This window comes from Sphingomonas sp. Leaf5 (assembly GCF_001421155.1).
In the GTDB taxonomy this organism is placed as follows: domain Bacteria; phylum Pseudomonadota; class Alphaproteobacteria; order Sphingomonadales; family Sphingomonadaceae; genus Sphingomonas.
In genome coordinates, this window is sequence record NZ_LMJZ01000004.1 from 73,140 (window position 1) to 95,238 (window position 22,099).

At 63.7% G+C, this 22,099-nt stretch carries 28 protein-coding genes and 1 tRNA gene; 19 read left to right on the forward strand and 10 right to left on the reverse strand.

What is annotated here, in order from left to right:
- Positions 1-79: 79 nt before the first annotated feature.
- Positions 80-502: a helix-turn-helix domain-containing protein gene (locus ASE50_RS18485; RefSeq protein WP_156347308.1), complete on the reverse strand. Its 423-nt coding sequence runs from the start codon at positions 500-502 to the stop codon at positions 80-82.
- A gap of 8 nt (positions 503-510) precedes the next feature.
- On the opposite strand from ASE50_RS18485, the gene ASE50_RS05280 reads away from it, so the two are divergent.
- From ASE50_RS05280 to ASE50_RS05305, 7 genes are read left to right on the forward strand one after another with little or no spacing between them, the layout of a single operon-like run.
- Complete coding sequence (locus ASE50_RS05280) at positions 511-1,008, forward strand: phage tail sheath C-terminal domain-containing protein (protein ID WP_235512198.1); 498 nt, start codon at positions 511-513, stop codon at positions 1,006-1,008.
- Between the two features lie 38 nt (positions 1,009-1,046).
- Positions 1,047-1,556: a phage major tail tube protein gene (locus tag ASE50_RS05285; protein ID WP_056396673.1), complete on the forward strand. Its 510-nt coding sequence runs from the start codon at positions 1,047-1,049 to the stop codon at positions 1,554-1,556.
- A gap of 57 nt (positions 1,557-1,613) precedes the next feature.
- On the forward strand, positions 1,614-1,919 hold the full coding sequence (locus ASE50_RS05290; RefSeq protein WP_056396676.1) for a phage tail assembly protein: 306 nt from the start codon (positions 1,614-1,616) through the stop codon (positions 1,917-1,919).
- A gap of 8 nt (positions 1,920-1,927) precedes the next feature.
- Positions 1,928-2,062, forward strand: coding sequence for a GpE family phage tail protein (locus ASE50_RS19400; RefSeq protein ID WP_156347309.1), 135 nt, complete (start codon positions 1,928-1,930; stop codon positions 2,060-2,062).
- Positions 2,055-4,538 (forward strand): phage tail tape measure protein, encoded by a 2,484-nt coding sequence (locus ASE50_RS05295; RefSeq protein ID WP_200909484.1) that lies wholly within the window; start codon positions 2,055-2,057, stop codon positions 4,536-4,538. The genes ASE50_RS19400 and ASE50_RS05295 overlap by 8 nt, the downstream gene beginning before the upstream one ends.
- Complete coding sequence (locus tag ASE50_RS05300) at positions 4,538-4,915, forward strand: phage tail protein (protein ID WP_056396678.1); 378 nt, start codon at positions 4,538-4,540, stop codon at positions 4,913-4,915. Before ASE50_RS05295 ends, ASE50_RS05300 begins: the two co-directional genes overlap by 1 nt.
- Complete coding sequence (locus tag ASE50_RS05305; RefSeq protein WP_056396681.1) at positions 4,912-5,931, forward strand: contractile injection system protein, VgrG/Pvc8 family; 1,020 nt, start codon at positions 4,912-4,914, stop codon at positions 5,929-5,931. The genes ASE50_RS05300 and ASE50_RS05305 overlap by 4 nt, the downstream gene beginning before the upstream one ends.
- 292 nt (positions 5,932-6,223) lie before the next feature.
- On the opposite strand, the gene ASE50_RS18950 is transcribed toward ASE50_RS05305, so the two are convergent.
- The 3 genes from ASE50_RS18950 to ASE50_RS05320 all read right to left on the reverse strand — a co-directional run bounded on the left by ASE50_RS18950 (position 6,224) and on the right by ASE50_RS05320 (position 7,365).
- Entirely contained in the window at positions 6,224-6,400 is a 177-nt protein-coding gene (locus ASE50_RS18950; RefSeq protein ID WP_162236159.1) for a helix-turn-helix domain-containing protein, read from the reverse strand.
- A gap of 116 nt (positions 6,401-6,516) precedes the next feature.
- Entirely contained in the window at positions 6,517-6,720 is a 204-nt protein-coding gene (locus tag ASE50_RS05315; RefSeq protein WP_056396687.1) for a hypothetical protein, read from the reverse strand.
- A 111-nt stretch (positions 6,721-6,831) separates the two neighbouring features.
- Positions 6,832-7,365, reverse strand: coding sequence for a hypothetical protein (locus ASE50_RS05320; protein ID WP_156347310.1), 534 nt, complete (start codon positions 7,363-7,365; stop codon positions 6,832-6,834).
- A gap of 196 nt (positions 7,366-7,561) precedes the next feature.
- Here ASE50_RS05320 and ASE50_RS05325 point away from each other — a divergent pair, with 196 nt between their 5' ends.
- The 3 genes from ASE50_RS05325 to ASE50_RS18500 all read left to right on the forward strand — a co-directional run bounded on the left by ASE50_RS05325 (position 7,562) and on the right by ASE50_RS18500 (position 10,502).
- The gene (locus ASE50_RS05325; protein ID WP_056396693.1) at positions 7,562-8,218 is read left to right on the forward strand and encodes an SOS response-associated peptidase family protein; all 657 of its coding nucleotides are present in this window, start codon (positions 7,562-7,564) and stop codon (positions 8,216-8,218) included.
- 232 nt (positions 8,219-8,450) lie between these two features.
- Positions 8,451-9,200, forward strand: coding sequence for a hypothetical protein (locus ASE50_RS18495; protein ID WP_156347311.1), 750 nt, complete (start codon positions 8,451-8,453; stop codon positions 9,198-9,200).
- A 594-nt stretch (positions 9,201-9,794) separates the two neighbouring features.
- On the forward strand, positions 9,795-10,502 hold the full coding sequence (locus tag ASE50_RS18500) for a hypothetical protein (RefSeq protein ID WP_156347312.1): 708 nt from the start codon (positions 9,795-9,797) through the stop codon (positions 10,500-10,502).
- Positions 10,503-10,921: 419 nt separating this feature from the next.
- On the opposite strand, the gene ASE50_RS18505 is transcribed toward ASE50_RS18500, so the two are convergent.
- Positions 10,922-11,500 carry a helix-turn-helix domain-containing protein gene (locus ASE50_RS18505; protein WP_156347313.1) on the reverse strand — a complete coding sequence of 193 codons (579 nt, stop codon included), beginning with the start codon at positions 11,498-11,500 and terminating at the stop codon, positions 10,922-10,924.
- Between the two features lie 53 nt (positions 11,501-11,553).
- Here ASE50_RS18505 and ASE50_RS05330 point away from each other — a divergent pair, with 53 nt between their 5' ends.
- The 9 genes from ASE50_RS05330 to ASE50_RS05360 all read left to right on the forward strand — a co-directional run bounded on the left by ASE50_RS05330 (position 11,554) and on the right by ASE50_RS05360 (position 15,897).
- Positions 11,554-11,838 (forward strand): hypothetical protein, encoded by a 285-nt coding sequence (locus tag ASE50_RS05330; protein ID WP_082438814.1) that lies wholly within the window; start codon positions 11,554-11,556, stop codon positions 11,836-11,838.
- Between the two features lie 216 nt (positions 11,839-12,054).
- On the forward strand, positions 12,055-12,564 hold the full coding sequence (locus ASE50_RS05335; RefSeq protein ID WP_056396698.1) for a hypothetical protein: 510 nt from the start codon (positions 12,055-12,057) through the stop codon (positions 12,562-12,564).
- Positions 12,561-12,881 carry an ogr/Delta-like zinc finger family protein gene (locus ASE50_RS05340; RefSeq protein ID WP_056396701.1) on the forward strand — a complete coding sequence of 107 codons (321 nt, stop codon included), beginning with the start codon at positions 12,561-12,563 and terminating at the stop codon, positions 12,879-12,881. The genes ASE50_RS05335 and ASE50_RS05340 overlap by 4 nt, the downstream gene beginning before the upstream one ends.
- Before the next feature lie 105 nt (positions 12,882-12,986).
- A complete protein-coding gene (locus tag ASE50_RS05345) occupies positions 12,987-13,445 on the forward strand; it encodes a hypothetical protein (RefSeq protein ID WP_056396704.1) in 459 nt (152 codons plus the stop codon).
- Positions 13,442-13,573, forward strand: coding sequence for a hypothetical protein (locus tag ASE50_RS19600; RefSeq protein WP_268794916.1), 132 nt, complete (start codon positions 13,442-13,444; stop codon positions 13,571-13,573). Before ASE50_RS05345 ends, ASE50_RS19600 begins: the two co-directional genes overlap by 4 nt.
- 295 nt (positions 13,574-13,868) lie before the next feature.
- Positions 13,869-14,312: a hypothetical protein gene (locus tag ASE50_RS05350; RefSeq protein ID WP_056396706.1), complete on the forward strand. Its 444-nt coding sequence runs from the start codon at positions 13,869-13,871 to the stop codon at positions 14,310-14,312.
- Positions 14,305-14,634 carry a hypothetical protein gene (locus ASE50_RS05355; RefSeq protein WP_156347315.1) on the forward strand — a complete coding sequence of 110 codons (330 nt, stop codon included), beginning with the start codon at positions 14,305-14,307 and terminating at the stop codon, positions 14,632-14,634. The genes ASE50_RS05350 and ASE50_RS05355 overlap by 8 nt, the downstream gene beginning before the upstream one ends.
- Positions 14,631-14,834: a hypothetical protein gene (locus ASE50_RS18155; protein ID WP_082438816.1), complete on the forward strand. Its 204-nt coding sequence runs from the start codon at positions 14,631-14,633 to the stop codon at positions 14,832-14,834. The genes ASE50_RS05355 and ASE50_RS18155 overlap by 4 nt, the downstream gene beginning before the upstream one ends.
- Entirely contained in the window at positions 14,824-15,897 is a 1,074-nt protein-coding gene (locus ASE50_RS05360) for a tyrosine-type recombinase/integrase (protein ID WP_056396712.1), read from the forward strand. Before ASE50_RS18155 ends, ASE50_RS05360 begins: the two co-directional genes overlap by 11 nt.
- 101 nt (positions 15,898-15,998) lie before the next feature.
- Here ASE50_RS05360 and ASE50_RS05365 read toward each other — a convergent pair.
- The 5 genes from ASE50_RS05365 to ASE50_RS05385 form a co-directional block, all read right to left on the reverse strand.
- Positions 15,999-16,075, reverse strand: a tRNA-Met gene (locus tag ASE50_RS05365).
- 50 nt (positions 16,076-16,125) lie between these two features.
- Positions 16,126-16,644 carry a 2'-5' RNA ligase family protein gene (locus ASE50_RS05370; RefSeq protein ID WP_056396715.1) on the reverse strand — a complete coding sequence of 173 codons (519 nt, stop codon included), beginning with the start codon at positions 16,642-16,644 and terminating at the stop codon, positions 16,126-16,128.
- Positions 16,641-18,566 (reverse strand): potassium transporter Kup, encoded by a 1,926-nt coding sequence (locus tag ASE50_RS05375; protein WP_235512180.1) that lies wholly within the window; start codon positions 18,564-18,566, stop codon positions 16,641-16,643. The genes ASE50_RS05370 and ASE50_RS05375 overlap by 4 nt, the downstream gene beginning before the upstream one ends.
- Positions 18,567-18,729: 163 nt before the next feature.
- Positions 18,730-21,411, reverse strand: coding sequence for a hypothetical protein (locus ASE50_RS05380; RefSeq protein ID WP_056396718.1), 2,682 nt, complete (start codon positions 21,409-21,411; stop codon positions 18,730-18,732).
- Positions 21,412-21,428: 17 nt separating this feature from the next.
- Positions 21,429-22,052, reverse strand: a complete 624-nt coding sequence (locus ASE50_RS05385) for a DUF6250 domain-containing protein (protein ID WP_235512182.1) — start codon at positions 22,050-22,052, stop codon at positions 21,429-21,431.
- Positions 22,053-22,099 lie beyond the last annotated feature (47 nt).

The window sequence follows — 22,099 nt, forward strand, 5'->3', positions numbered from 1 at the left end:
CAGAGCGACTTAGAAATGTGGTGCTTCAAACGATACCCCCAACATACCCACAATCTCGGGCCGTCAGGATCGCGTGGGATCAGTCCGTGTCGGATGGATCAGGGACGATTGTTGCTAAGAAGGTCAACAGGCTGCGTCTCTGATCGTCCGCCAACCTTCTCACGCTGCTGACGATGGCGCTCGTTTCCTGATCCAACGAATCGCAAGTGTGCCGGCCGGTGAGAAGATAGCCAACGTCGATTTCGTTCGCCCCAAGCAGCATCAAATAATTTACGCCGGGCGCAGTTTCGCCCTTCTCGTAACGGCTTTGCGAACCCAACCCGACCCCACCTAACGCTGCAAAGTCAGTCTGATTGCAACGACTTGCCTTTCGCGCCTCCCTAAGACGCGAAGCGAAATTCGCCAAATCTGGAAATTCCGCTTGATCTTTCACACAATCCTGCGCATTTTTGGACCAGTTTCTACAAACTGATACATGACACATGCCGAACGAAGTCGCCAATATTGACGGTGATCCCCGGCGTCACCGGCACCACCGCCGACGTCCCCTTCGATTTGCAGGATCCCGACGCCGACGCCAATCGCCTGAACGCCGACGAGATCACGACCATCGTCCGCCTGAACGGCGAGCTGCGGTTCTGGGGATCGCGCACCTGTTCGACCGACGCCGACTTCTATTTCGAAAGCGCCACCCGCACCGCGCACATCGTCGCCGACACCATAGCCAATGGCCTGATCTGGGCGATCGACAAGCCGCTGACCCCCTCCCTGGCCAAGGACATCGTGGCCAAGGTCAATCAGAAGCTGCGCGCGATGACGCAGGCCGGCGAGCTGCTCGGTGCCGACGCTTGGTACGATCCGACCCGCAATCCGGTCGCCGACCTGAAGGCGGGCAAGCTGTCGATCCGGTACAAATACACGCCGGTCCCGCCACTCGAACACCTGCACCTGTCGCAGGAAGTCACCGACGAATTCCTCGCCGATTTCAGCACGCTGGTCGGGGCCTGATCCCACCCGCGCCCTGATCCCCTTTCCGGAGCATCCCCATGGCCCTTGCCGAAAAATTCAAGCAATCCGACCTCTATATCGACGGTGTCTGGCGCGCCGAACAGGTGTCGGTCACCCTGCCCAAGCTGGGCCGTAAATTCGAGGAATTCCGCCCCGCCGGCCTCAATCGCCCGATCAAAGTCGACATGGGCGGCGAGGCGCTGGAGGCCGAATGGACCGCCGGTGGCTGGGTCCGCGACGTCATCACCGGATTCGGCTCCACCGCGATCGAGCGCCAGCTCCTGCGCTTCGTCGCGTCCTTCCAGGACGATTCGACCGGCGCGGTCCATAGCTGGGAAGCCGTCATCGGCGGTCGCCACGAGGAAATCGACCTCGGCGAATCCAAGCCCGGCGAGGACAGCGAGATGAAGTGCAAGACGGCGGTCGCCTTCTACTCGCTCCACCGCGACGGCGAGGAGCTGGTCTATATCGACGTCCTTGCAATGATCGAACGCTACGGCGGTCGCGACATCATGGAAGCCCATCGCGCCGCCCTCGGCCGCGCCTGATCCCCTGCGGCCCGGCCGCGCGCCGGGGCGGTTGCCTCTGTCACGAAAGCCTGACCCATGAAGACCACCACCTTCACCCTGCAGTCGGCGATCTCGGCCGCCAGCCTGATCGTCCACGACGCCGGTACGGTCATCACCATCCGCCAGCCCAAGGCCGGCGAGCTGCGTGGCCTGTCCACCAATCCGCTGATCCAGGGCGACTACACCGCGCTGGAGACGCTCGCCCCACGCATCACCCAGCCCCGGCTCGAGAAGCAGCATTTCGCTGAAATGGACCCCGCCGACCTGACGCAATTCCATTTGGAAGTGCTGGATTTTTTGCTGCCCTCGGCCGCGAAGCAGGCGGTCTCCCCGATCGAATAGAGCCGGTCATGGCCGACATCTGGTGGGTGCTGCGCGGCCAGCCCGACCTGCAGGCGATGTCCGACATGTCGCTGGCCGAGCTGATGGACTGGCACCGCCTCGCGATCGAGCGCGCGCCGAAGAAGGAAAAGACAAGTGGCTGATCGCGACTTGCGCCTGCGCATCCTCATGGACGCCGCCGATCGCGTCAGCCGCCCCCTGCGCGACATCACCGGCGGGTCGCGCCGCGCCGCCGATGCGTTGCGCGGCACCCGGCAGGAGCTGCAAAGGATCGGCGACGCGCAGGGGCAGATCGACGCCTTCCGCACCCTGCGTGGAAGTATGCGCGGGTCGGAGGCGGCAATGCAGGCCGCCCAGACCCGCGCCGCCGCGCTCGGCCGCGAGATCGCCCAGACCGCCAATCCCACGAAGGCGCTGACCCGCGAATTCGAAAAGGCGAAGCGCGAGGCCGGCCAGCTCGAATCCCAGCATCGTGGCCAGACGCAGCAGCTGCAGGAGCTGCGCACCCGCCTGCGCGAGGCCGGCATCGACACCCGCGACCTCGCCCGCCATGATCGCGAACTGCGCGACCGGTCGCGCGACCTGACCCGCACGCTCGAAGACCAGGGCCGCGAGTTGGAGCGCCTGACCGGCCGCCAGCAGCGGTTCGGCGCGGCGCGCGACCGCTTCAATCGCACCATGGGCACTGCGCAGAATGTCGCGGGTGCCGGCATGGGCATGTTCGCCACCGCCGGCGCGATGGCCGTGCCGATCGTCGCCGGCGTGCAGGCCGCGCAGGAATACGAATCGAAGATGACCGACATCGGTCAGAAGGCCAATCTGGCCCGCGCCGCCACCGCGAAGATGGGCGTCGACTTGCTGAAGGCAGCGCGCGCCGCCAATCAGATGCCCGACGCGATGCAGGGCGGCGTCGACACCCCGTCGGGCTTCGGCCTCGATCCGCGACAGGCGACCGCGATGATGCAGCCGATCGGCAAGGCCGCGACCGCGTACAAGGCCGAGATCGCCGACCTCGCCGCCGCCCGCTTCGCCGTCCACGACAATCTGAAAGTGTCGATCGCCGATACCTCGCGCGTGATCGACGGCATGGCCGCCGCCGGCAAGGCCGGTGCCTTCGAGGTGAAGGACATGGCGCAGCACATGCCTGCGCTCACCGCCGCCTATCAGGGGCTGGGGCAGAAGGGCGTCGCCGCCAGCAACGACCTCGCCGCCGCGCTGCAGATCACCCGCAAGGGTGCCGGCGACAGCGCCACCGCCGCCGGCAATCTCGGCAATGTCCTGCAGAAGATCACCAGCCCGGCGACGGTAAAGGCCTTCGAAAAGATGGGCGTCGACCTGCCCGCCGCGCTCATGCGTATGTATGCCGAGGGCAAGACGCCGATCGAGGCAATTGCCGAGCTGACGAATAAGACCTTGAAGGGCGACCTGTCGCGCATGGGGTATCTTTTCGAGGACGCCCAGGTGCAGGCCGGCCTGCGCCCGCTGATCCAGAATATGGAGGAATTCCGCCGCATCCGCGAGGAGGCGGGCAAGGCCGGCGGCACCACCGACCGCGACTTCGCCGAGCGCATGCGCGACAGCGCCGAGCAGACCAAGCGGCTCACCGTCAATGCGCAGACGCTGGGTATCCAGATGGGCACCGTGCTGCTGCCGGCCGTGAATGATCTGCTGTCCGGCGCGGCTGCAATGGCATCGTGCCTCGGCGACTGGGCACAGCGCCACCCGACCCTGACCAAGGCGGTGGCCCTGCTGGCGGTCGGCCTCACCGCGCTGCTCGGCGCTGCGGCACTGCTCACCCTCGGCTATGCCGCGATGATGGGACCGATGGCGCTGTTCGGCGCGCTGTCGACCGCCACCGGCATCGCCATGCTTCCGCTGCTCGGCACCGTCCTGCTGGTGGTCGCCGCCGTCGCGCTGCTCGCCGCCGGCGCGTACCTGATCTACAATAACTGGGACGGAATCGTCGCCTGGTTCGGTGGGCTATGGGGACGGATCAAGGCGTTCTTCAACAGCGGCATCGCCAATATCGGCACCACCATCCTCAATTTCTCGCCGCTCGGCCTCTTCTATCAGGCCTTCGCAGGGGTCATGAATTGGATGGGCATTTCCATGCCCGCCAAATTCTCCGACTTCGGCCGCATGCTCATTACCGGTCTCATCACCGGCATTACCGGCATGCTCGGCGCGCTGAAATCGACGATCGTCAACGCCGCCGGCAGCGCGGCGGCGTGGTTCAAATCGAAGCTCGGTATCCGCTCCCCGTCCCGCGTCTTCATGGGCTTCGGCGGCTTCATGATGCAGGGGCTGGAGCGCGGCATCGATCGCGGCGCGGGCGGGCCGCTCGACCGCATCGCCCGCCTATCCGCCGAGCTGGGCGGTGCGATGGCATTGGGTGCGGCCACCCCGGCGCTGGCCGCCGGCGCGGGACCGCCACCGGGTGCCGGCGGACCGGGCGGCGGCCCTGCGCCGGTCGCCCGCACCTACAATATCACCATCAATGCCACCGGCGACGCGCAGTCGATCGCCGACGCGGTCCGCGACGCGATCGACAGGATCGACCGTGAGGATCGCGCCGCATCCTATTCGTCCTTCGCCGACCGTCCCGACTGGAACGTCTGATGCTGATGTCGCTCGGGCTCTTCCCCTTCTCCCTCCCCACCCTCGCCCATGACGATCTGTCGCGCCGCACCGCATGGCGGCATGCCACCGCGTCCCGCGTCGGCGCGCGCGACGCCACCCAATATGTCGGCCCCGGCGAGGAATCGGTCAGCATCGCCGGCACCGCCCATGCCGAGCTGACCGATGGCCGCGCCAATCTCGATCGGCTGCGGGAGATGGGTGCGTCCGGTCAGGCGTGGCCGCTGGTCGACGGTGCCGGCACCGTCTTCGGGGCCTTTGTCATCCAGACCCTCGACGAAAAGCACCGCGCCCTCTTTCCCGACGGCACCCCCCGCGCGATCGACTTTGCGATCGAGCTGCTGCGCGTCGACGGATGAGCAATATCCCCGACTACCGTGTCGAGGTCGACGGCCGCGACATCACCCCGGTCCTGCGCGAAGGCCGCCCCGGCAACGCCGCGCGCCCGCGGCTGATCTCGCTCGGCCTGACCGACAAGCGCGGGTCCGAGGCCGACCAGCTCGACCTCGTCATCGACGACAGCGACGGCGGCGTCGACCTGCCCCCGACCGGCGCGAAGATCCGCGTATCGCTGGGCTGGCGGTCCGGACCCGAGGTCACCCCCGGCCTGATCGACATGGGCACCTACATCGTCGACGACGTCGGCCATAGCGGCCCGCCCGACCAGATCACCGTGCGCGCCCGCGCCGCCGACTTCACCGGCGCGATGCGCGTCCGGCGCGAGCGGAGCTGGCACGGCACCACGCTGGGTGCGATCGTCGCCGACGTCGCGCAGGCACACGGCCTCCAGCCCCGCTGCGCCGCCGCCCTCGCATTGATCGCGGTCACGACCAGGGCGCAGAGCCGCGAAAGCGACCTCGCCTTCCTGCGCCGTCTGGGGCGCGATCACGACGCGGTCGCCACGATCAAGGATGGCCGCCTGATCCTCAAGCCGATCGGCGACCGCGCCACCGTCTCCGGCGCGGCGCTCCCGGCCGTCACCATCCGCCGCCGCGATGGCGACCGGCACGACTATCAGGTGCAGAAACAGGAAGAGGCGTCCGGCGTGTCGGCCGACTGGCACGATCGCGGCACCGCGAAGAAGCGGACCGTCACGGTCGGTAACGGCGACGGCGCGCGAAAGCTGTCGCGCACCTACGCCACCGAGACCGAAGCCCGCGCCGCCGCCAAGGCCGAGGCCGGCCGCGCCTCCCGCCAGCCCCGCACCCTGTCGCTGTCCCTCGCACTCGGCCGCCCAGACCTGAAGCCCGAGACACCGATCGTGCTGTCGGGGTTCAAGGCCGCGATCGACGCCCAGCGCTGGGTCCTGGCCGAGGTGACGCACACCCTCGGCGATCGGGGCTTCGCGACCGGACTGAAGCTCGAAAGCGCGTGAAATTAACCTTCTCGGGTCGGAATCCGTCCCGAGAGCTTCGCTGGTTCAATATGAACCAGCGGCGTGCGCGCAGAAATTGCAAAGGAGGGGCACAGCACGCAAATACCCTCCACGTCCGCACAAAAAACCCTAGAAATTGGCGGGACGCAGGCGTTTACACCGAGAGGGTCGGTGGTTCAGAATCCGTCGGGACGCCATACTCCGCCGCAACGGCCAAAAATTATGGTGGCAGAAATAACAGATAAGTGAACCACATAGACCCCGAACCGACAGTTGCGTTCATCGCCGTCGTTTACGGCACGATCAACTCGCTTGGGATCGACGCGCGCAAATCTCCGGCGCTGATCGACCAGGCCCGCGCCAGCGCATCGATCTCGGCGAGTGACACCCGGTCTGGATGACACAGCGTCGACAGCCTACGCTGGGGGATACCCGTCGTTCGTGCCAGTCGATCCAACGGCGTTGCCATCTGCGCCATCCACGCTTGAAACCACCATGTTCCACTCGCGATGCTACGCGCCACCGGGTGACTATCCGACCAGCTGTCCAGATACACCGGCAAGGGCTGCTCGCCCTTCCGTCGCATCACAGCAACGCATCCATAGCGAGCTGTTCGCCCGGCACTGTCAGGACGGAGCGGACTTGGCGGGCGGCGTCTACGGATTGACGATATTCAACCGTGCGGTGGCGTTCGGCGTCGTCGAAGTCGAGCCGCGCCCAGTCGTCGGTTGGATAGCATGCCTCGTACACTGCCAGCGCGGCGGCGCGCATCTGTGGATCGTGTTGCACCGGTCGGTTCCTTTCCTGCTCGAATCACCAAGCGCGGAAAATAGAACATATTGAGAACATTCCGCAAGGTGGCGGCGGATCGTAAGGGCGGGGGCCGAGTCAGACGCCCGGTCAGATATCCTCCACTCGACACGCGATATACCACTCGATCTTGCCCGTTTCGTCACTCGCTCGCGACCAGATCGAGATTGCAGTCGTGCCGGCCGCCGAGGACGTCTCTGCGACGCGCAGACCGTCTTGGCCGGGCGGTGAACCCCCCGATCGGAACGACCCACCGATACGCCGCTCGATCGCTTCGCCGGTCATTTCTGCCGCCGGGGACAGGATGAGCCGAGCCGATAAACTGTCGGTGCCCTCTTCGAAGTCAAAACGCAGGTTCCAAAGCGCCGCGGTGCCGCCCCGATAGTCACCCTCCCATCGGCGGAAGGTTCGGTCGTTCTTGCTCACCGGACCGTCGACCGCGTAATCCACACCCTTCGCTACGTCGTTTCGGACCAGCGTCAGCCCCATCGATGTCAGGTCGGACGTGTCCAACCGGCTCGCCCCGGGGCGACAAAACGTGCGGTCGAACGCGGCGATGATCGCCCCGGCGTCGGCCGGGGTCGGGCTTGCCGCCAGAAGGACCGCACCGATCGCATGGAACATCATCTGCCTCCCGTCACGCAGGTCCCGCGAAGGACGTGGCAGACCGCGACGGAATAGGTGTCGCAAAGGCCATCGTTTTCGTGCCGCCAGAACAGCATGCCCCCATCTGCCAACACCTCGCAAGACGCATCGTGCTGTTTCCAAAGCAATCTGCGGAGGCACTGGCGGCCGGGATGGAGGGGACTATGTTTGAACCATGTGCAATCGAGCCCGCTTCGACGGCGAACCCACCACCCTGTTCGGATCGGCGAAAAAGCTGTTCACCGAACGCCCGCGCGACAACCGGTTCGATCCGAAGGAGCTGCGGCCGAAGGGGCGCGCCTATGTCATCCGCGAACAGGATGGCGAGCGCGCGTGGGACGTGATGGCGTGGGACGTGCTGGGCGGACAGGCGGCGTGGCCGATGACCAATGTCCGCAACCTTGCCCTGCCCCAGTGGCGCAAGCTGGCGTCCAACTCCGCCAATCGCTGCCTCGTGCCGCTGACCGAGTTTTGCGAATGGACGCCGGACAAGCACGACCTCGGCGACGGCAAGCCGCCGCTGAAGGGGGAGATGTGGTTCCGCGTGACCGATCAGCCGGTCTTTGCCGTCGCAGGCTTCTGGCAGGCGACGGCGCAGGGCAACGGTTTTACCATGGTGACCTGCGACGCCAACGAACTGGTCGCGCCGATCCACCCGAAGGCGATGATTACGATCCTGCGGCCCGAGGAATGCGATACTTGGTTGCAGGGTGATTATGCGGACGCGGTTAGGCTCCAAAAACCGTATGCTGCAACAGCGATGTTGGTCGGAGGCCCGACATTTCCAACCAGGCGTTACACTCTCGTGAATGGCCACCAACTTGGACGCTAGGCCTCACCTCACTCACCGTCGTGTCCCCAATCGCCTTGACGCATCGAAATCGACGCGAAGATATCCTATGTAGGATTCGAACGATGTTAACCGAACTCGAGAAAGTTGGCTTCAAGGTACGTTGAAGCCAGTCAACGGAAGGGTTGCGTTGGCAGTCTTGAAAATCGTTGCTAACGCTCGGTCTACTGCCCCCCGGGGCAAAAAAATGTGACGTTTTGAGAAGGAAATTTCCATGCAATGGCAAGCGGATACAATCCAAGCTATTGTATACTACCTCCCAAATGACCCAACCTACGGGGCGGCAGAAATATGGGGACAGCTTTTTCCTGGTGATTCGCCAGATGCGTTTCAACGCAATCCAACTTCACCAGTACTAGAATCAAGTGCCTCAGGCGAACGCCGCGGCCATAATGTTGCGATCAATTCTCGACAGGGGCAATTGATCATTAATATCAACCCTGTTTTTCAGTCTATTCCCGGCCTCACGCCGCCGTTGAGTGAGCCACCGCGCATACAGAACATCGAAGATGCCACTTTCCTAGTAATAGAATTTGCCAAAATTGTTTCGGTTGCACGCTCCGTGGCGCGAATTGCCTTAGTTCTCGATTTAGCCCGGACTGTTCCGAATGGCTTTCCTTCGGTGGATCTTTTGAAGTCTTCGCTTCCCCATGTCTTCTTTCCTGAAAACGCTATCGAACCGTCATACGGTTTTAACGCGCAGCGAAGATTTGAAGTAGCAGACCATATAACAATGAATCGAATTTGCGCTTGGACGACAGGGCAAGTTACTTTTTTCGCGGGAAATACACCTGGAACCGTCAGCAACGCCTCAGTCAGCACGACCAACTACCTTGGTTTTAAGATCGATGTTAACTCGATGCCTACTGTTCCCCTAATAGGCGCGCCTATTAGAGAAATGTGGGACGAACTAAGTAGAGAAGCAGTTGCAGTGTGGAAGTATGAACTGGCATATTTCTTATGATAGATAACGACGATAAAGCTCTTTCCAGCCTTTCTGCTTGGACGGCAGCTACGGGACCCGTCTGGGGCAAGCAATCAACCAGATCGTCGGATACGTCATCGCAGCGCACGAACTCGGATGTTATCACTGCAGACTATCGCTTGCATAAGTCGATGCTTGCAAACGCAACGTCTGCTGTAAACATTTATCCATACTGTTATCTACGATTTTCGCCTGCCCAACAGCATGTTTCCACGTCAAATAGCTCTGATTCGTTGATCGGTTTGGCTAAATCGTATTACGAACGGGCGCATAATCAACTTCAGTCTTTACGCAATGAAACCGATGACCTTGGCGACGAGCTCATGGAAGAAGCAGCTATAAACTCTGCGGAGGAGATACTAGTCCGGCTTCAACGGTTTAATTACACCCCCCCGGAACTGAGCTGGCACGGGGGCGACGCAGTCGTAATGCTGTGGGCAGCGGGCGATATGACGTATGCAATAACGGTAACTGACGGTGAATGGGGATACGTAGCAACTAGAGGCTCCACCCAAGTTCGCCTGGTCGACTCGCTTAAGGTGGAAAGGTTTGCGCTAGAGGATATGCGCTAGCATGGCGATCGTTATTGGTGCAACAGATGTGGTAGCGCGCTGTCTGATTTATCCTCAGCTGTTCCTAGGCAATATTCAAGCAAATGAAAAGCTGTGGGAGTTCGGTAAGCGGGCCGCCGATGGAGCGTCTCATCAATCCGCAGTTTTGAGGCGGCTTGCACCTCAAGCCTCTGATGTCCATCGGATTGGCTGCAAGATCGCTGCGAGCGGTAACGCGCGACTGTTTGAGAGGATAGCCCCAGAACAAATCCCACTAGAAAAAAAACGGTATTATTGCGGTTACAAAGAAGCTGTTGCGAGTAACTTACAGATAAATGGTGACGAGTATCGTGTTGAACTGCGAAGCCTTCCAGAGTTTGGTGAAGAAGCGCATGTAGATGTTGCGCTATTCATAAATGAAAACGTACCAAAGAATAAGCAGGCAAATTTAAGGACAGCCGTAGGTGTTGCCCTCGCGTTACAATTTGGCACTGCTACACCGCATATATGCGAGAACGACAAAGACGATACGAATCACCCCATTCGACGGCTCGGCGCGGGTTGCTTAGGAAGCCTTCCAGGACCGTGGCAGTCTATGACTGTGCATTTGGTTGACGGTAGAATTACGTCGTTAACGGGTGATGCTGACGGATTTTCTGGGGTTTTCGACACAAGAAATCTACCGGAACATTGCAACTCTTTGAACGATCAAAAAACAGTGCCGGATTAAAGGTCTACTTGCTTCATGCCGATCACTTGAATGTCGGGTATCCAGGTTCGAGCGACTTTCATTGGATGAACGGGATTCGTAGTCTTGCCTAGCTTGAAGCGACCACGATCCCACAGAAGGTAAACGAACCCTGGGTCGCTTGTTGGATCGAAGAACCGTTCCGCTTCCTCGACATCAAATACAACGTTCACGCTATTTACCTTCCTTTGTCGCACATTTGCACCTAGCCCCTCAGCAAGGCCGCGCTGATAGCCCTTCAGATAAGGCCATCCGCTGTAATCACTTTCCTACAAGATCGCCCGCCCCGTACGAGAACGTATACGGAACATGCGGGGCGGTAGTGAACAAGCCAGTTTTTCGATCGGCACCGGGGTGCGAGATGGGTTGTTCAGCTTGCGAGGTTATGTGCGCCGTGCTGGCTAGGACGCGGGATGAGGCTTGGCGCTCGTTGGAGACCGCGTGTCGGGAGCGGGGGTTGCTGCCGGGTACTGTGGCGGATGACCGGGTCCGGCTGCGTCGAGCGAGGCTGGAAGTTGCTGAGCGAACGTTCTTGCGGTTTCTTCGAGAGCGTCGCCCAGATCGAGCGGTAGCAGCATCGCTTGAAACATGCGGGCCAATGCATCTTCACTAGGAAGGCTAACGAGAACGTCCGGTAGGTTCGTTGGCGATACGGCCGATGCAAGAAGGTATTCAACCGCCACCTGCGTCGAGGGACCGGCTGAACGGTAATGATCGATGAGAGCGGCTTCCTTGCTCGTTAGTGCGTCGCCGCTACTGCGCTGTCCTGTCAGAATAAACTGCGTGTCTGCACCGAACGACGCGATCGAAAACAGGTAGTCCAGCTTGGGTCGCTGTTTGGCGGTCTCGTAACGGCTTTGCGTTGCCAGTTCGATACCCGCCGCATTAGCAAAATCGGTTTGGTTGTAGCCCAGGCGCTTGCGCTCCGCACGAATGCGTTCGCCGATTTTGAGTTTATTGTCTAAATCGGCTTGACTCATTTGACAGTTTCGACAATCATTCTGCTACATTCTGCAAAAACGAGGCATGGCACATGCCAACCGATTCTGTCTCCCCCGTCATTGACGTTGCACGGGTTGCTGCCGCTCGCGCCCGGCTGTTCGCCACGGGTTTGAGCATCAGCGACTGGGCGCAGCGGCATGGCTTCGCGCCGAAGCTGGTCTATTCGATCCTCGAAGGCCGCCGCCGCTGCGCGCGTGGCCAATCGCACCGGATCGCGATCCTGCTCGACCTGAAGGACGGCGAGCTGGACGACATCGCCCAGCGCGGCGGCGGATCGCCGGTGCGGTGCGCGGAGACTGATGATGCGCGTGTCTGATCGGTTCCCCCCTTCCCGTTCCCCTGCGTCGTGTGCCGATCTCCCCGGCGACGTAGCCACTGGCGCGGCGATCGTCGCATCGAATCGCCGCGCCATTTTCCATTCCGGTCGGGCATGGGCAGCCGTCGCCCTGTCGCTGGCGCTCGCCGCCTGTGGCGCAGCTTCGTACGGCGGAGCGGTCTGTGATCGGCGGGCGCCGCCATGGGCCACCGCCGAATGCCGGACGGTCGCGCGATGACGCTGCTCCGCACCCCCGACAGTTCGGCCGCAGCGGTCAAGAAGATCGGTGACTTTCTCGGTTGGCGCGCGGCGAAGGTCGCTGCGGGTGCGCGAACCGTCTCGGCGGTGCGCAGCTGGTCGGACGAACGCACGACCAGCTGCCCGAACTGGGCGCAGGCGCTTGGTCTGGACGCCGCCTATCTGGCGGCCGGGGGCGATCATGCGCCGTTGCTGGACGCCTATGCCGCGTCCCTCGACTTCGCGATCGGCGAACACAATGCCTGCCGCCGCGCCCTCGCCAGCAAACTGGCCGAGACCGCGCGCGAATATGGTGACGCGATCGCCGCCACATCGATGCTGACCCAGCCCGGGCACAGCGACAACGATACGCTCCGCGCGTTGATCGAGATCGATCAGGCGCAAGGGGTGCTTGCGGCGCTGAAGCGCTGCGTCCGCAGTTTTCGAATGCCCGGCGCGGGGCCGGGTCACCACGGGGGTGGCAAGTGAAGAAACAACGTTCGCCGCTCGTCCCGTGTCCGCATTGCGGCACGCGGGCGATCATCCGTTCGTCCGAACAGATCAGCGCGCTGGTCCGCGAGGCCGATTATCGCTGCGACAATATCGACTGCGGCCACACCTTCGTCGTGGAGCTGGCGATCGTCCGCACGATCGTACCCAGTGCCATGCCGCGCGCCGGGGTGCATCTGCCCTATGGCAACCGCAATCTGGGGCCGAAGCGCGCCAAGCCGGCGAACGACGACACCCGTCTGCCCGCGAATGACGACGGGCCGCTGACCTCGGCGGCCAGCGACGTGAGCGACTGATCCTGCGCGGCGGCGACGCCGCGCCCCCCCCTCCCCCGACTTAACGACCCGGCTGCACCCCTGCCGTCGGGACCGCCCCGGCTTTGCCTGAAAAGGAGACAGACCTTGCTGCACCGTCATGACTTCTCGACCGCCACCCGTCGCGCGCCGCTGCCCCGTCGCGCCGATCCGCGTCCGCTATCGCCATCGCGATATCTGATGTTGCGGCGGAAAGCGGCGGGGTTGTCGGTGCACGACCTGGCGCAGCGGATGGCGACGCTGTACCTCGCGACCCAGCCTCGCAAGCCGGACGAACGTTTGACGCACGTCGCGACGACGATGCTGCTGGTGGTGCAGGCGCTGGAGCTGCGCGGTGCCACCGCCCGCCGGCCGGCAACGATCGATGCCATCGCAGCGGTGATGCCGTTCGATGCAGCGGTCTATTGGCAGCTCGCGCATACCGGTCCGGATCGGCACCCGCGAATCTGTCGCGGCTGCGGCGCTTCGACCCATGACGATGCACCGGTCGCATGGGCGACGAAGACAAGCTGCACCCGCTGCAATCCTGCTGGAGACGGCATGTGAAGCCGGCCCCTACCCATCGCGGTCGCATCCTCCGGGTGGTCGGCATGGTGTTGGCGGTCGTCTTGGCGATGCTGCTGGCCCCGGTCCTGATCGCCAAGCTGATCGCAGACGCACGGGGGACGCGGTGAGGTGCCCCGCAAACGGCGACCCGGCAGCGTTGCGACCGGCGACCGCGCGGTCTTCCTCGGCCTCGGGCCGCGGGGAAAGCATTGCGACGTCCTCTGCGTCTACGGCATCCACGCCAACGTTCGGCTCGAATGTGGTCGCGGCATGCTCTGCCTTGCCAGCGATCTTCACCCAATTCCTCGTCGACCTCCTCCCATGTGGTGATCGCATGCAACGAAATTCGGCAATCGTAGAGACGCACTCTACGATCCCTCGGCCTTGCCCCGTCGCCCGGCTCGACAGCACCCGTGGTGGCCGATGACCGCGACGCGCACGATCCGCCTGACCTGCGACCGCTGCGGCGTGGAGGTCACGCATGACGATGCCGATGGCCATCGTCCGCGCGACTGGGAACGGTTCGCCCTGTCGAACGCCGCGCGTAACCAGCGCATCGACGGCGACCTGTGTCCGCCCTGCGCCGTGCAGGTTGCGGACGCGCTACGCCATCCGGACGCAGCCCCGCCGCCGGCACCACCGCCGGCACGACTGAGCCTGACGATGGAGGATCGCCGGATCGCCGTGGATCTCGCCGAAGTCGCGATCAGCGCCGCGATCGAGGACGCCGTAGAAGTGTTCCGCACGTCACCCACTCGGCTGCTCGATCCCGACGCCTTCCTCGATGTCCAGAAGGATCAGCGTCCCCATGCCGTGACGCTGGTCAATAACATCCTCGCCAAGGTGAAGGAGCTGCCGAATGGCTGATCTCGCAGCGGGGCGGATTGTTCGTAAAAACACGAACACCCCCACACTCGGGGAGGAGGCAGCGCGCCTTGTGATGTTCGATCGCGCCGCGGGTCACCTGAAGCAAAAGCGCCTGGCCGACGCGCTGGGTATCGGCCTGCGCGCACTGCAATACAAGATCGCCGTCGCGCGCGGGGTCAGCGACCACGACTTGCTACTCGCCGCCGGCGCGCTCGATCAGCTGGGCCGCCAGATCGCAGCACTGGGAACGCGCCTTCGCGAAGCCGCGTGCGCGCAAGCAGTCGGAGCCCCCGCAACGCCCAATGAGGGAGGAGCAGCATGACCAGAATTTCCAAAGCTCCCCGGAAAGTACCCTTCCGCCAAATCGATGTGACGCGCGCGGTGCGTGCCGTCGTCGCGTGTGGTCAGGAAGTGCTGCGGACCGAGATCAAGCCCGATGGCAGCATCGTCGTGATTCACCGCACGGCAAGCGCCGATCCCGCCAGCCCTTTCGACAAATGGAAAGCGCAGCATGCGGGTTAAGATGAAGGGTCTGAAGAAGGTCCGCAAACGCCTCGCGAGCGGGCACGTCGAAATCTACTACTACGCATGGGCCGGCGGTCCGCGGGTCGAGGGAAAATTCGGCACCCCGGCGTTCCTCGCCAGCTACAACTCGGCCGTCGCTACGAAGGTCGCGGCTCGAACCGATACGCTCGAATCGCTGGTCGACGCCTTCCTCGACTCATCGGACTTTCGGGCGTTGGCCGCCGCGACGCAGGCGGACTACCGCCGCCACCTGAAGATCGTGACCGGCGAATTCGGCGACTTTCCGATCGTCGCGCTGACCGACACCCGGACGCGCGGCGAATTCATGGCTTGGCGTGATCGTCGCGCGCTGAAATCCAAACGGCAGGCCGATTACAGCTTTGCCGTGCTGGCCCGTCTGCTGTCATGGTCCGTCGATCGTGGCCTTGCGCCGTACAATCCCTGCAAGCGCGGCGGCACGACGTACCGCGCCAAGCGTACCACCGCCGTCTGGAGCGAAGTGGACGAAGCCGCCTTCTACGCAAAGGCCCCGCCCCACATGCACATGGCGCTACGCTTGGCACTGTGGACCGGTCAGCGGCAGGGCGACCTGCTGAAACTGACATGGGCGCAGTACGACGGCGCGCATATTCGCCTCACACAAGGCAAATCGATCCGGCGCGGAGATACCGGCGCGGCGACCCGGATCATCATCCCTATCGGCAAGCCGCTCCGCGACGCGCTGGACGCCGCCAGGACCGCGCTCGACGCATTGCCGGAGGACGAGCGTCCCAGCGCCGATACGATCCTCCTGACGGCGCGCGGCACGTCCTGGACGCGAGATGGCTTCAAGACGTCGTGGGGGAAGGCGTGCGCGAAAGCAGGCATCCGCGACGTCACCTTCCACGATCTGCGCGGCACCGTGGTGACCCGCTTGGCACTGGCGGGGGCGACCCCACCGGAGATCGCAACGGTCACCGGCCACTCGCTTCGCGACGTCCACGAAATCCTCGATCGCCACTACCTGAACCGCGACCTGCGTCTGGCGCAATCGGCGATCGGAAAGCTCGAAAAGGGCTGAATTAGGAAACCGCGCTGGAAACCACAGCAAGGGTTTCCGCGACTGCCAATCGTTCAATCAGAAAATTTGGGGGATTTCCGACGTTTTCGGATCGTGAACGGTGGTAGCGAAGGAGGGATTTGAACCCCCGACCCCAGGATTATGATTCCCGTGCTCTAACCAACTGAGCTACTTCGCCCCGCCACTTCCTGTCGGGAGGCGGCCCTATACGAACGGGAATTGCCGTGGTCAAGCGAACATGTGGCGGGAAAGTGCTTCCCAAGGGCCACCGCGATACCACCAGCTTGCCAAACCTACGATTTTGACCGGTCGCGGCGAAAATTCGACCGACAATGCCGCCAACAGGGCTTTGGCCTCGGCGGGCTCTACCTTGTTCTGGATGGTGACGTGCGGCCGCCATCCGCCCCGGTCCTGCGGTATCAGCATCGAGCCGAAGGCATCCGCGAGATCGGCACGGATCGCTTCGAGATCGGGCGATTCGATGCGATAGGCGACTCCGCGACCCAGATTCATCAACCCTCCGACCCGCGCGACCGGTGCCGCCTGCCCGCGCGTCGCCGCGTTCAGGCGGCGTTTGAGTTCGGCACCCAATTCCGGGGACAGATGATGGAACATCGTGCAGTGTGCCGCCAGCACATTGCGCTCCGGCGGAAAATAAGCACGACGCTGCCGCTCGAACCATGCCTGATCCTCGCGGTGGAATACGGCGGTGACGATGATGGGAGCGGGAAGTAACGCGTCGGTCAAATTTCGACCTGGCTGCCCAGTTCGACCACGCGGTTGGTCGGCAGGCGGAAAAACTCCATCGCGCTTTCCGAATTCTGCAGCATCCAGGCGAACAGCTTCTCCCGCCAGATCATCATTCCGGGCCGCGACGATGGCAACAGCGTCTGCCGGGCGAGGAAGAAGCTGGTGTCCATCATCCGGAAATCGCCGCCACAGCAACCCACCACCTTCAGGGCACCCGGTACGTCGGGATCCTGCATGAACCCGAATTTCAGGATCATGCGGTGGAAGCCCTGCCCCAGATCCTCGTTCTTGGTCCGCACTTCCGGATCGACATAGGGCGTATCGGCGATCTTGACCGTCAGCAGGATGACCCGGTCGTGCAACACCTTGTTGTGCTTTAGATTGTGCAACAGCGCGTGCGGGACCCCTTCGGGCGTCGACGTCATGAACACGGCCGTGCCCGGGACCCGCGTCGCCGAACTGGCCGCCGACTGGATGAAGACCTTGATCGGCATTGCGGACTCCCGCATCCGCTCGATCATCAGCTTGCGCCCCTTGGCCCAGGTCGTGAGCAGGACGAAGACGACGATCCCGACCAGCAACGGGAACCAGCCGCCATCGGGAACCTTGGTCAGGTTCGACGCGAAATAGGCACCGTCGATACACAGGAAGATCGCCATGAACGCTGCCACGGCGGCGACCGGCCAGTTCCAGACGCGCTTGACCAACACCGCGATCATGCAGGTGCTGATGAACATCGTCCCGGTCACGGCAATGCCATAGGCAGCGGCGAGGTTCGACGATTCCTGGAACCCGAAGATCAGCAGCAGGACCATGATGAGCAACGCCCAGTTCACGGCGGGAATGTAGATCTGCCCGGCCGCATCCGCGCTGGTATGCTCGATACGCAGGCGGGGCATCAGGCCGAGTTGCACCGCCTGCTGCACCACCGAGAACGCGCCGGTGATGACCGCCTGGCTGGCGATGATCGTGGCAAGCGTCGCAAGGATGACCAGCGGCAGACGGAAATCCTCTGACGCCATGAAGAAGAACGGGTTGGATGCGGCAGCGGGGTTTTCGAGCAGCAGCGCCCCCTGCCCCAGATAATTGACCATCAGTGCCGGAAACACGCAGTACAGCCACGCGATGGAAATCGGACGCCGCCCGAAATGACCCATATCGGCGTACAGCGCCTCCGCCCCGGTCACCGACAGCACGACCGACCCGAGCGCCAGAAACGCCATCACGCCGTCCTGCGCAAAGAAGCGGACCGCCCAGATCGGGTTCAGCGCCTGAATGATCTCCGGCCGGTCGAGGATGTTGATGACGCCGAGGCCGATCAACGTCACGAAATAGGCAATCATGATCGGCCCGAAGAGACGCCCGACTCCGGCCGTCCCCACCGCCTGCAACCAGAACAGGGCGATCATGATGACCACCGCGATCGGGATCACGAACGGGTCGAACCCGGCATTGACGGTCGCCAGACCCTCCACCGCCGATAGCACCGACACCGCCGGGGTAATCATGCAGTCCCCGAAGAACAGCGCCGTCGCCAGCACGCCGAGGATGACGAGGCTGGACGTCCAGCGCCCACCGCCCGTCTTGCGCTGGATCAGCGCAAGCAACGCAAGGCTGCCACCCTCTCCGTTATTGTCGGCGCGCATGATGATGAAGACGTATTTCAACGTCACGATCAGCATCAGCGACCAGAATACCAGGCTGACGACACCGAAGATATTGACCTGATCGACCGGCAGCCGGTGGTGCCCGACAAAGGTCTCCTTCATCGCATACAGCGGCGAGGTGCCGATATCGCCGTACACGATGCCGAGCGCGCCGAGCGACAACTTGGCGAGCGACTGCGACGGGCCGTGATGGCCCGATCCCTCGGCGGGAAGGTCGGTGGCTCCGCTGGAAGCCTCTCGGGAAAATATCACGGGCGCGGGGACCGCGCCGAAGTGGCAACGAAGTTGGTCATGTAGACCGCGTCCCAATGGTTTGAGCGCGGGCCGGTAGCACGCGCACCACAGCCGCGCAACGTTCGATGATGGACGCAGTCACCTGCATGGCGGATGAACGACGTTCCGCTCCATTTTCGCGCTACATAGCGATACTGCCGACGTCGATCGCCGCCGGGATCAACGCCAGATTTTCGATCGCGGCGAGCCCCCATTGCGATGCGGCATTGGTGCTGACCCCCGGCCATTCGACAACGCCACCGGACAGTTTGCGCCGGGGATCACCGGGCCGTGTTCCAAGACCAGCCTTGCCCGCAAAAAATTCGCTCGCCGCCCGGGTAGCAAGGCCCGCATCGTTTCCGGCCCACGCGGCAAAGGCGGTCAGTCGCGAATGCGCTTCGGCAAGATTTTCCGATCCCTTACGCGGCCCGAACCGTGCTTCAAATTCCGTACGGGGAGCATTGTAATATCGGCAATAGTCGAGCCACGCCTGGCGGTAGCGCGGCACATCGATCAGTTGCAGCAACTCCGCATTGATCTCGACCGCGCCAAAGACCGCATTGAGGTGCGATATCGATACCCGGTCGCCGGGCCCGGTGAACCGTCCACTGGCCAGATCGTAGGGCGCGCTGCCGGCGATCCAGCCATTTTTCAGGCGCCCGATGCTGTCCATACCGGCGATCAGCCGGTCGCGCCAACGTCGGTCGCCGGTGCGTTCCCATTCGGTCAGCCACGCGGCGGCCAGCGAACACCAGACCGTCCCGAACGACATCTCGACCAGCCCCGCCGACAAGGTCGGACGTTCGCCGCCGGGAACCTTCCGTCCGATCTCTACGGTGTTCAGCGTCCGATCCGACTCCAGCAGGTCACGCATCAGATCGCCTACCCGTTCGTCGGCCGTCAGATAATAGTAGATCCGGCGGTAGGCGGCGTTGCTGACGCGGGGTTGTTTGGAGCTGTCACTGAAGTGCTGGACGCCGTGGCGGGTGCCCATCCCGCGGAAGCGGCCCAGATGATACACGTCGACCTCGCCGGTATGGCGCGTCATCGCCTCCGCCAGACGGTACGCCGGTCCGCCGCCGGTGCGCAGCGCCTGCATCCATAGCCACAGGTCCGGGGACAATTCACTGTTCGCCCATGCGAAGCCGCCGATGTCGTAGCGCCATTGATGCCGGTCGGCATCATAGCTGTGCATCACGTCGCCATGGTTCCAGAAACCGTACCAATGCCGCCGATCGACCTCGCCCGCATAGAAATCGACGAGATTGGCCAGCTGGTCCTCGATAATGGTGCGATTGGGGGTCGAACGATCGGGGAGGCTCCAATGGCCGAAAACCCCCGCCGCGTGCAGCCCGGCCGGATCGGCGACCAGTTGCGGCGGATCGGCGACGACCGATGCGAGCACCTCCAATCGCTCGGTCGGCGGGGTCGCCGCGAACGCCCACAGCATCAATTCGCTGGTGCGCGCGATTCCCGTGGCGCTGTCCCAGCCCGGCTCGTAATCTTCGTAGGTTACCGCCAGACCTTCGTTCTGGGCGTCGAAACGCTCCATCCCCATCACCCCGCGATAAGGGCGTAGGTCCATCGCTCCGGCGTGCGGCGACCAGAGCCACATCGTCAGGTCGGCGCGGTCGGCCGCCGCGTTCGTTATCGCGATCTCGGCCGGATGCCGTTGCCAGAACCAGCGCGCACCTATCGCGGCACCACCCTGCGGCGAACCGACATAAGCGAATCCGGGTGCCCGGCCGCCCTCGCCCGCATCGATCCAGGCGTGATCGGGGCCGGTGCGCTTGCGCAGCGTAAAGCCCTGTCCCGAGAATTGCGTCAGCGACACGTCGCTCCATGCCGGAATCCGTTCGAGCAGATCGCCAACCGGTTTCGCCATCGCCGTCGCGGGCGGCGTCGCTCGCCCGGCGATCTGCGCTAGACGGGTGGCCTCGCCCGGATCGCGCCGCAGCCCGGTCAGCGGGCGCACCGCTTCGACAAACATCGCCCCGTCGTCGAGCGCGATCCGGACATGCCGGTCGTGCAAGGGGGCTGCCATCGGTACCGCGGTGGTCAAGCCGATCCCCGACACGAACAATGCCGCCGGATCGACGTCATGGACGAAGCTGTGCACGATCCGCAGCCCTTGCGACCCGGCATAGGCGTAGAGGCGCACGACGAACGGCAGGACGCGCTGACCGGGGCCGACGTGATAGCCCTCGATCTTCACCACCGCGCGGACCGGCCCGCGTTGCTCGACGCGGACGTGGTCGACATGGCCTTTCAGCGACAGGCGCGGCCCTTCGAGTGATCCCTGCCGCAGTTCGGCGACCAGTCCCGCGTCGCGCAGCACGGTCCGGTCGCCGCAGGTCGCGCGGCGGACCAGCGCGTCGCCGCTGCGCGCGATCTCCCAGCGATGGTCGCCGGTCGCGAGGACGATGGTGTCGACCTGCTCCTCGACCCGCACCGGCGCGGCGGGTTGCGTCGCGCGGCCGGGGGCGACGACGACTGCCGCGCCCGGCATGATGTCGGCGGGCAAGGCATGGGCGGTCCATTTGACGCTGCCGTCGGGCCAGCTTGCCGTGATCCAGCTTTGCGCAGGCAACGCACGTCCGGCATCGTCGCGGACCGTCCAGCCCTGCCGCGGCGAAACCCGACCGCGCGGCCATGCCATGCCGAAAGTCTGGCCGGCGTGCGCGGCCGGTGCCGCTCTTTCGACCCAAGCCGCCCTTGCTTCGACCGGTCGACGCCGATCGCCAACGGTGGCGATGGCCGGCAGGCTGCGCAGCCCGGTCGCAAGCATGGTCGCGCCCAACAGGCCGCGGCGGGTGATCGGCATGGTCGTCTCTCCGAGGATCAGGGCCGGGAAATCTTCAATCGGCGGATGCGCAAATGGCTCTGCGTCGTCCGGATCGCGAACCAGCCGCTGCGATAGGGATAGGGGTCGGTCATCGTGAAGAGCGAGCGGCCGTCGCGTTCCACCGCGATGCGGTTTCCGTCCGCGATCAGCGCGATCCGGGTCCAGCGATTGGGCTGCAACAAGGCGGGCGGATCGGCACGATCATGTTCGGGCAGCAACGGCCGATCGCCGGCGCGTCCGGTATAGCGCCGCATCCGCGTGGTCGTATTCCGGTTGCCACCGATACCGACATAATAGGTGGTCAGCATATCATAGGCCTCGAACCGGCCATCGCGGGGTCGCGCGAGAACCGACCGGTCGATCGCCGCCGGATCGGTCGCCATCCAAAAGGCGTTGAGATCGCTCACCTGATCGTTCGGACCGCCCGCCGACACCGCCGTGGCATCGAACGTGATCCGCACCGGCGCTGCCAGTCGTCGTCCGTACCACAGCGTCAGCCCCCTCGCGGTATCGATGTCGATGCTGTCGGACGTGAATTCGACCCGGGCGGCGGGGTCCTGTGCCTCGACCGTCCAGTCGCTTGCCGCCGGCGCATGGATACAGCCGCCTAGCGCGAACAAAAGGATGCCCGGCCACCATCGCGGCAGCCGGGCACAGGGGGGGGAAT

Coding starts and splice junctions, on each gene's coding strand:
- ASE50_RS05285 (WP_056396673.1), top strand. CDS start 1,047: ATGGCCCTTGCCGAAAAATTCAAGCAATCCGACCTCTATATCGACGGT.
- ASE50_RS05290 (WP_056396676.1), top strand. CDS start 1,614: ATGAAGACCACCACCTTCACCCTGCAGTCGGCGATCTCGGCCGCCAGC.
- ASE50_RS19400 (WP_156347309.1), top strand. CDS start 1,928: ATGGCCGACATCTGGTGGGTGCTGCGCGGCCAGCCCGACCTGCAGGCG.
- ASE50_RS05300 (WP_056396678.1), top strand. CDS start 4,538: ATGCTGATGTCGCTCGGGCTCTTCCCCTTCTCCCTCCCCACCCTCGCC.
- ASE50_RS05305 (WP_056396681.1), top strand. CDS start 4,912: ATGAGCAATATCCCCGACTACCGTGTCGAGGTCGACGGCCGCGACATC.
- ASE50_RS18950 (WP_162236159.1), bottom strand. CDS start 6,400: ATGGCAACGCCGTTGGATCGACTGGCACGAACGACGGGTATCCCCCAG.
- ASE50_RS05320 (WP_156347310.1), bottom strand. CDS start 7,365: ATGTTCCATGCGATCGGTGCGGTCCTTCTGGCGGCAAGCCCGACCCCG.
- ASE50_RS05325 (WP_056396693.1), top strand. CDS start 7,562: ATGTGCAATCGAGCCCGCTTCGACGGCGAACCCACCACCCTGTTCGGA.
- ASE50_RS18495 (WP_156347311.1), top strand. CDS start 8,451: ATGCAATGGCAAGCGGATACAATCCAAGCTATTGTATACTACCTCCCA.
- ASE50_RS18500 (WP_156347312.1), top strand. CDS start 9,795: ATGGCGATCGTTATTGGTGCAACAGATGTGGTAGCGCGCTGTCTGATT.
- ASE50_RS18505 (WP_156347313.1), bottom strand. CDS start 11,500: ATGAGTCAAGCCGATTTAGACAATAAACTCAAAATCGGCGAACGCATT.
- ASE50_RS05330 (WP_082438814.1), top strand. CDS start 11,554: ATGCCAACCGATTCTGTCTCCCCCGTCATTGACGTTGCACGGGTTGCT.
- ASE50_RS05335 (WP_056396698.1), top strand. CDS start 12,055: ATGCCGGACGGTCGCGCGATGACGCTGCTCCGCACCCCCGACAGTTCG.
- ASE50_RS05350 (WP_056396706.1), top strand. CDS start 13,869: ATGACCGCGACGCGCACGATCCGCCTGACCTGCGACCGCTGCGGCGTG.
- ASE50_RS05355 (WP_156347315.1), top strand. CDS start 14,305: ATGGCTGATCTCGCAGCGGGGCGGATTGTTCGTAAAAACACGAACACC.
- ASE50_RS18155 (WP_082438816.1), top strand. CDS start 14,631: ATGACCAGAATTTCCAAAGCTCCCCGGAAAGTACCCTTCCGCCAAATC.
- ASE50_RS05360 (WP_056396712.1), top strand. CDS start 14,824: ATGCGGGTTAAGATGAAGGGTCTGAAGAAGGTCCGCAAACGCCTCGCG.
- ASE50_RS05380 (WP_056396718.1), bottom strand. CDS start 21,411: ATGCCGATCACCCGCCGCGGCCTGTTGGGCGCGACCATGCTTGCGACC.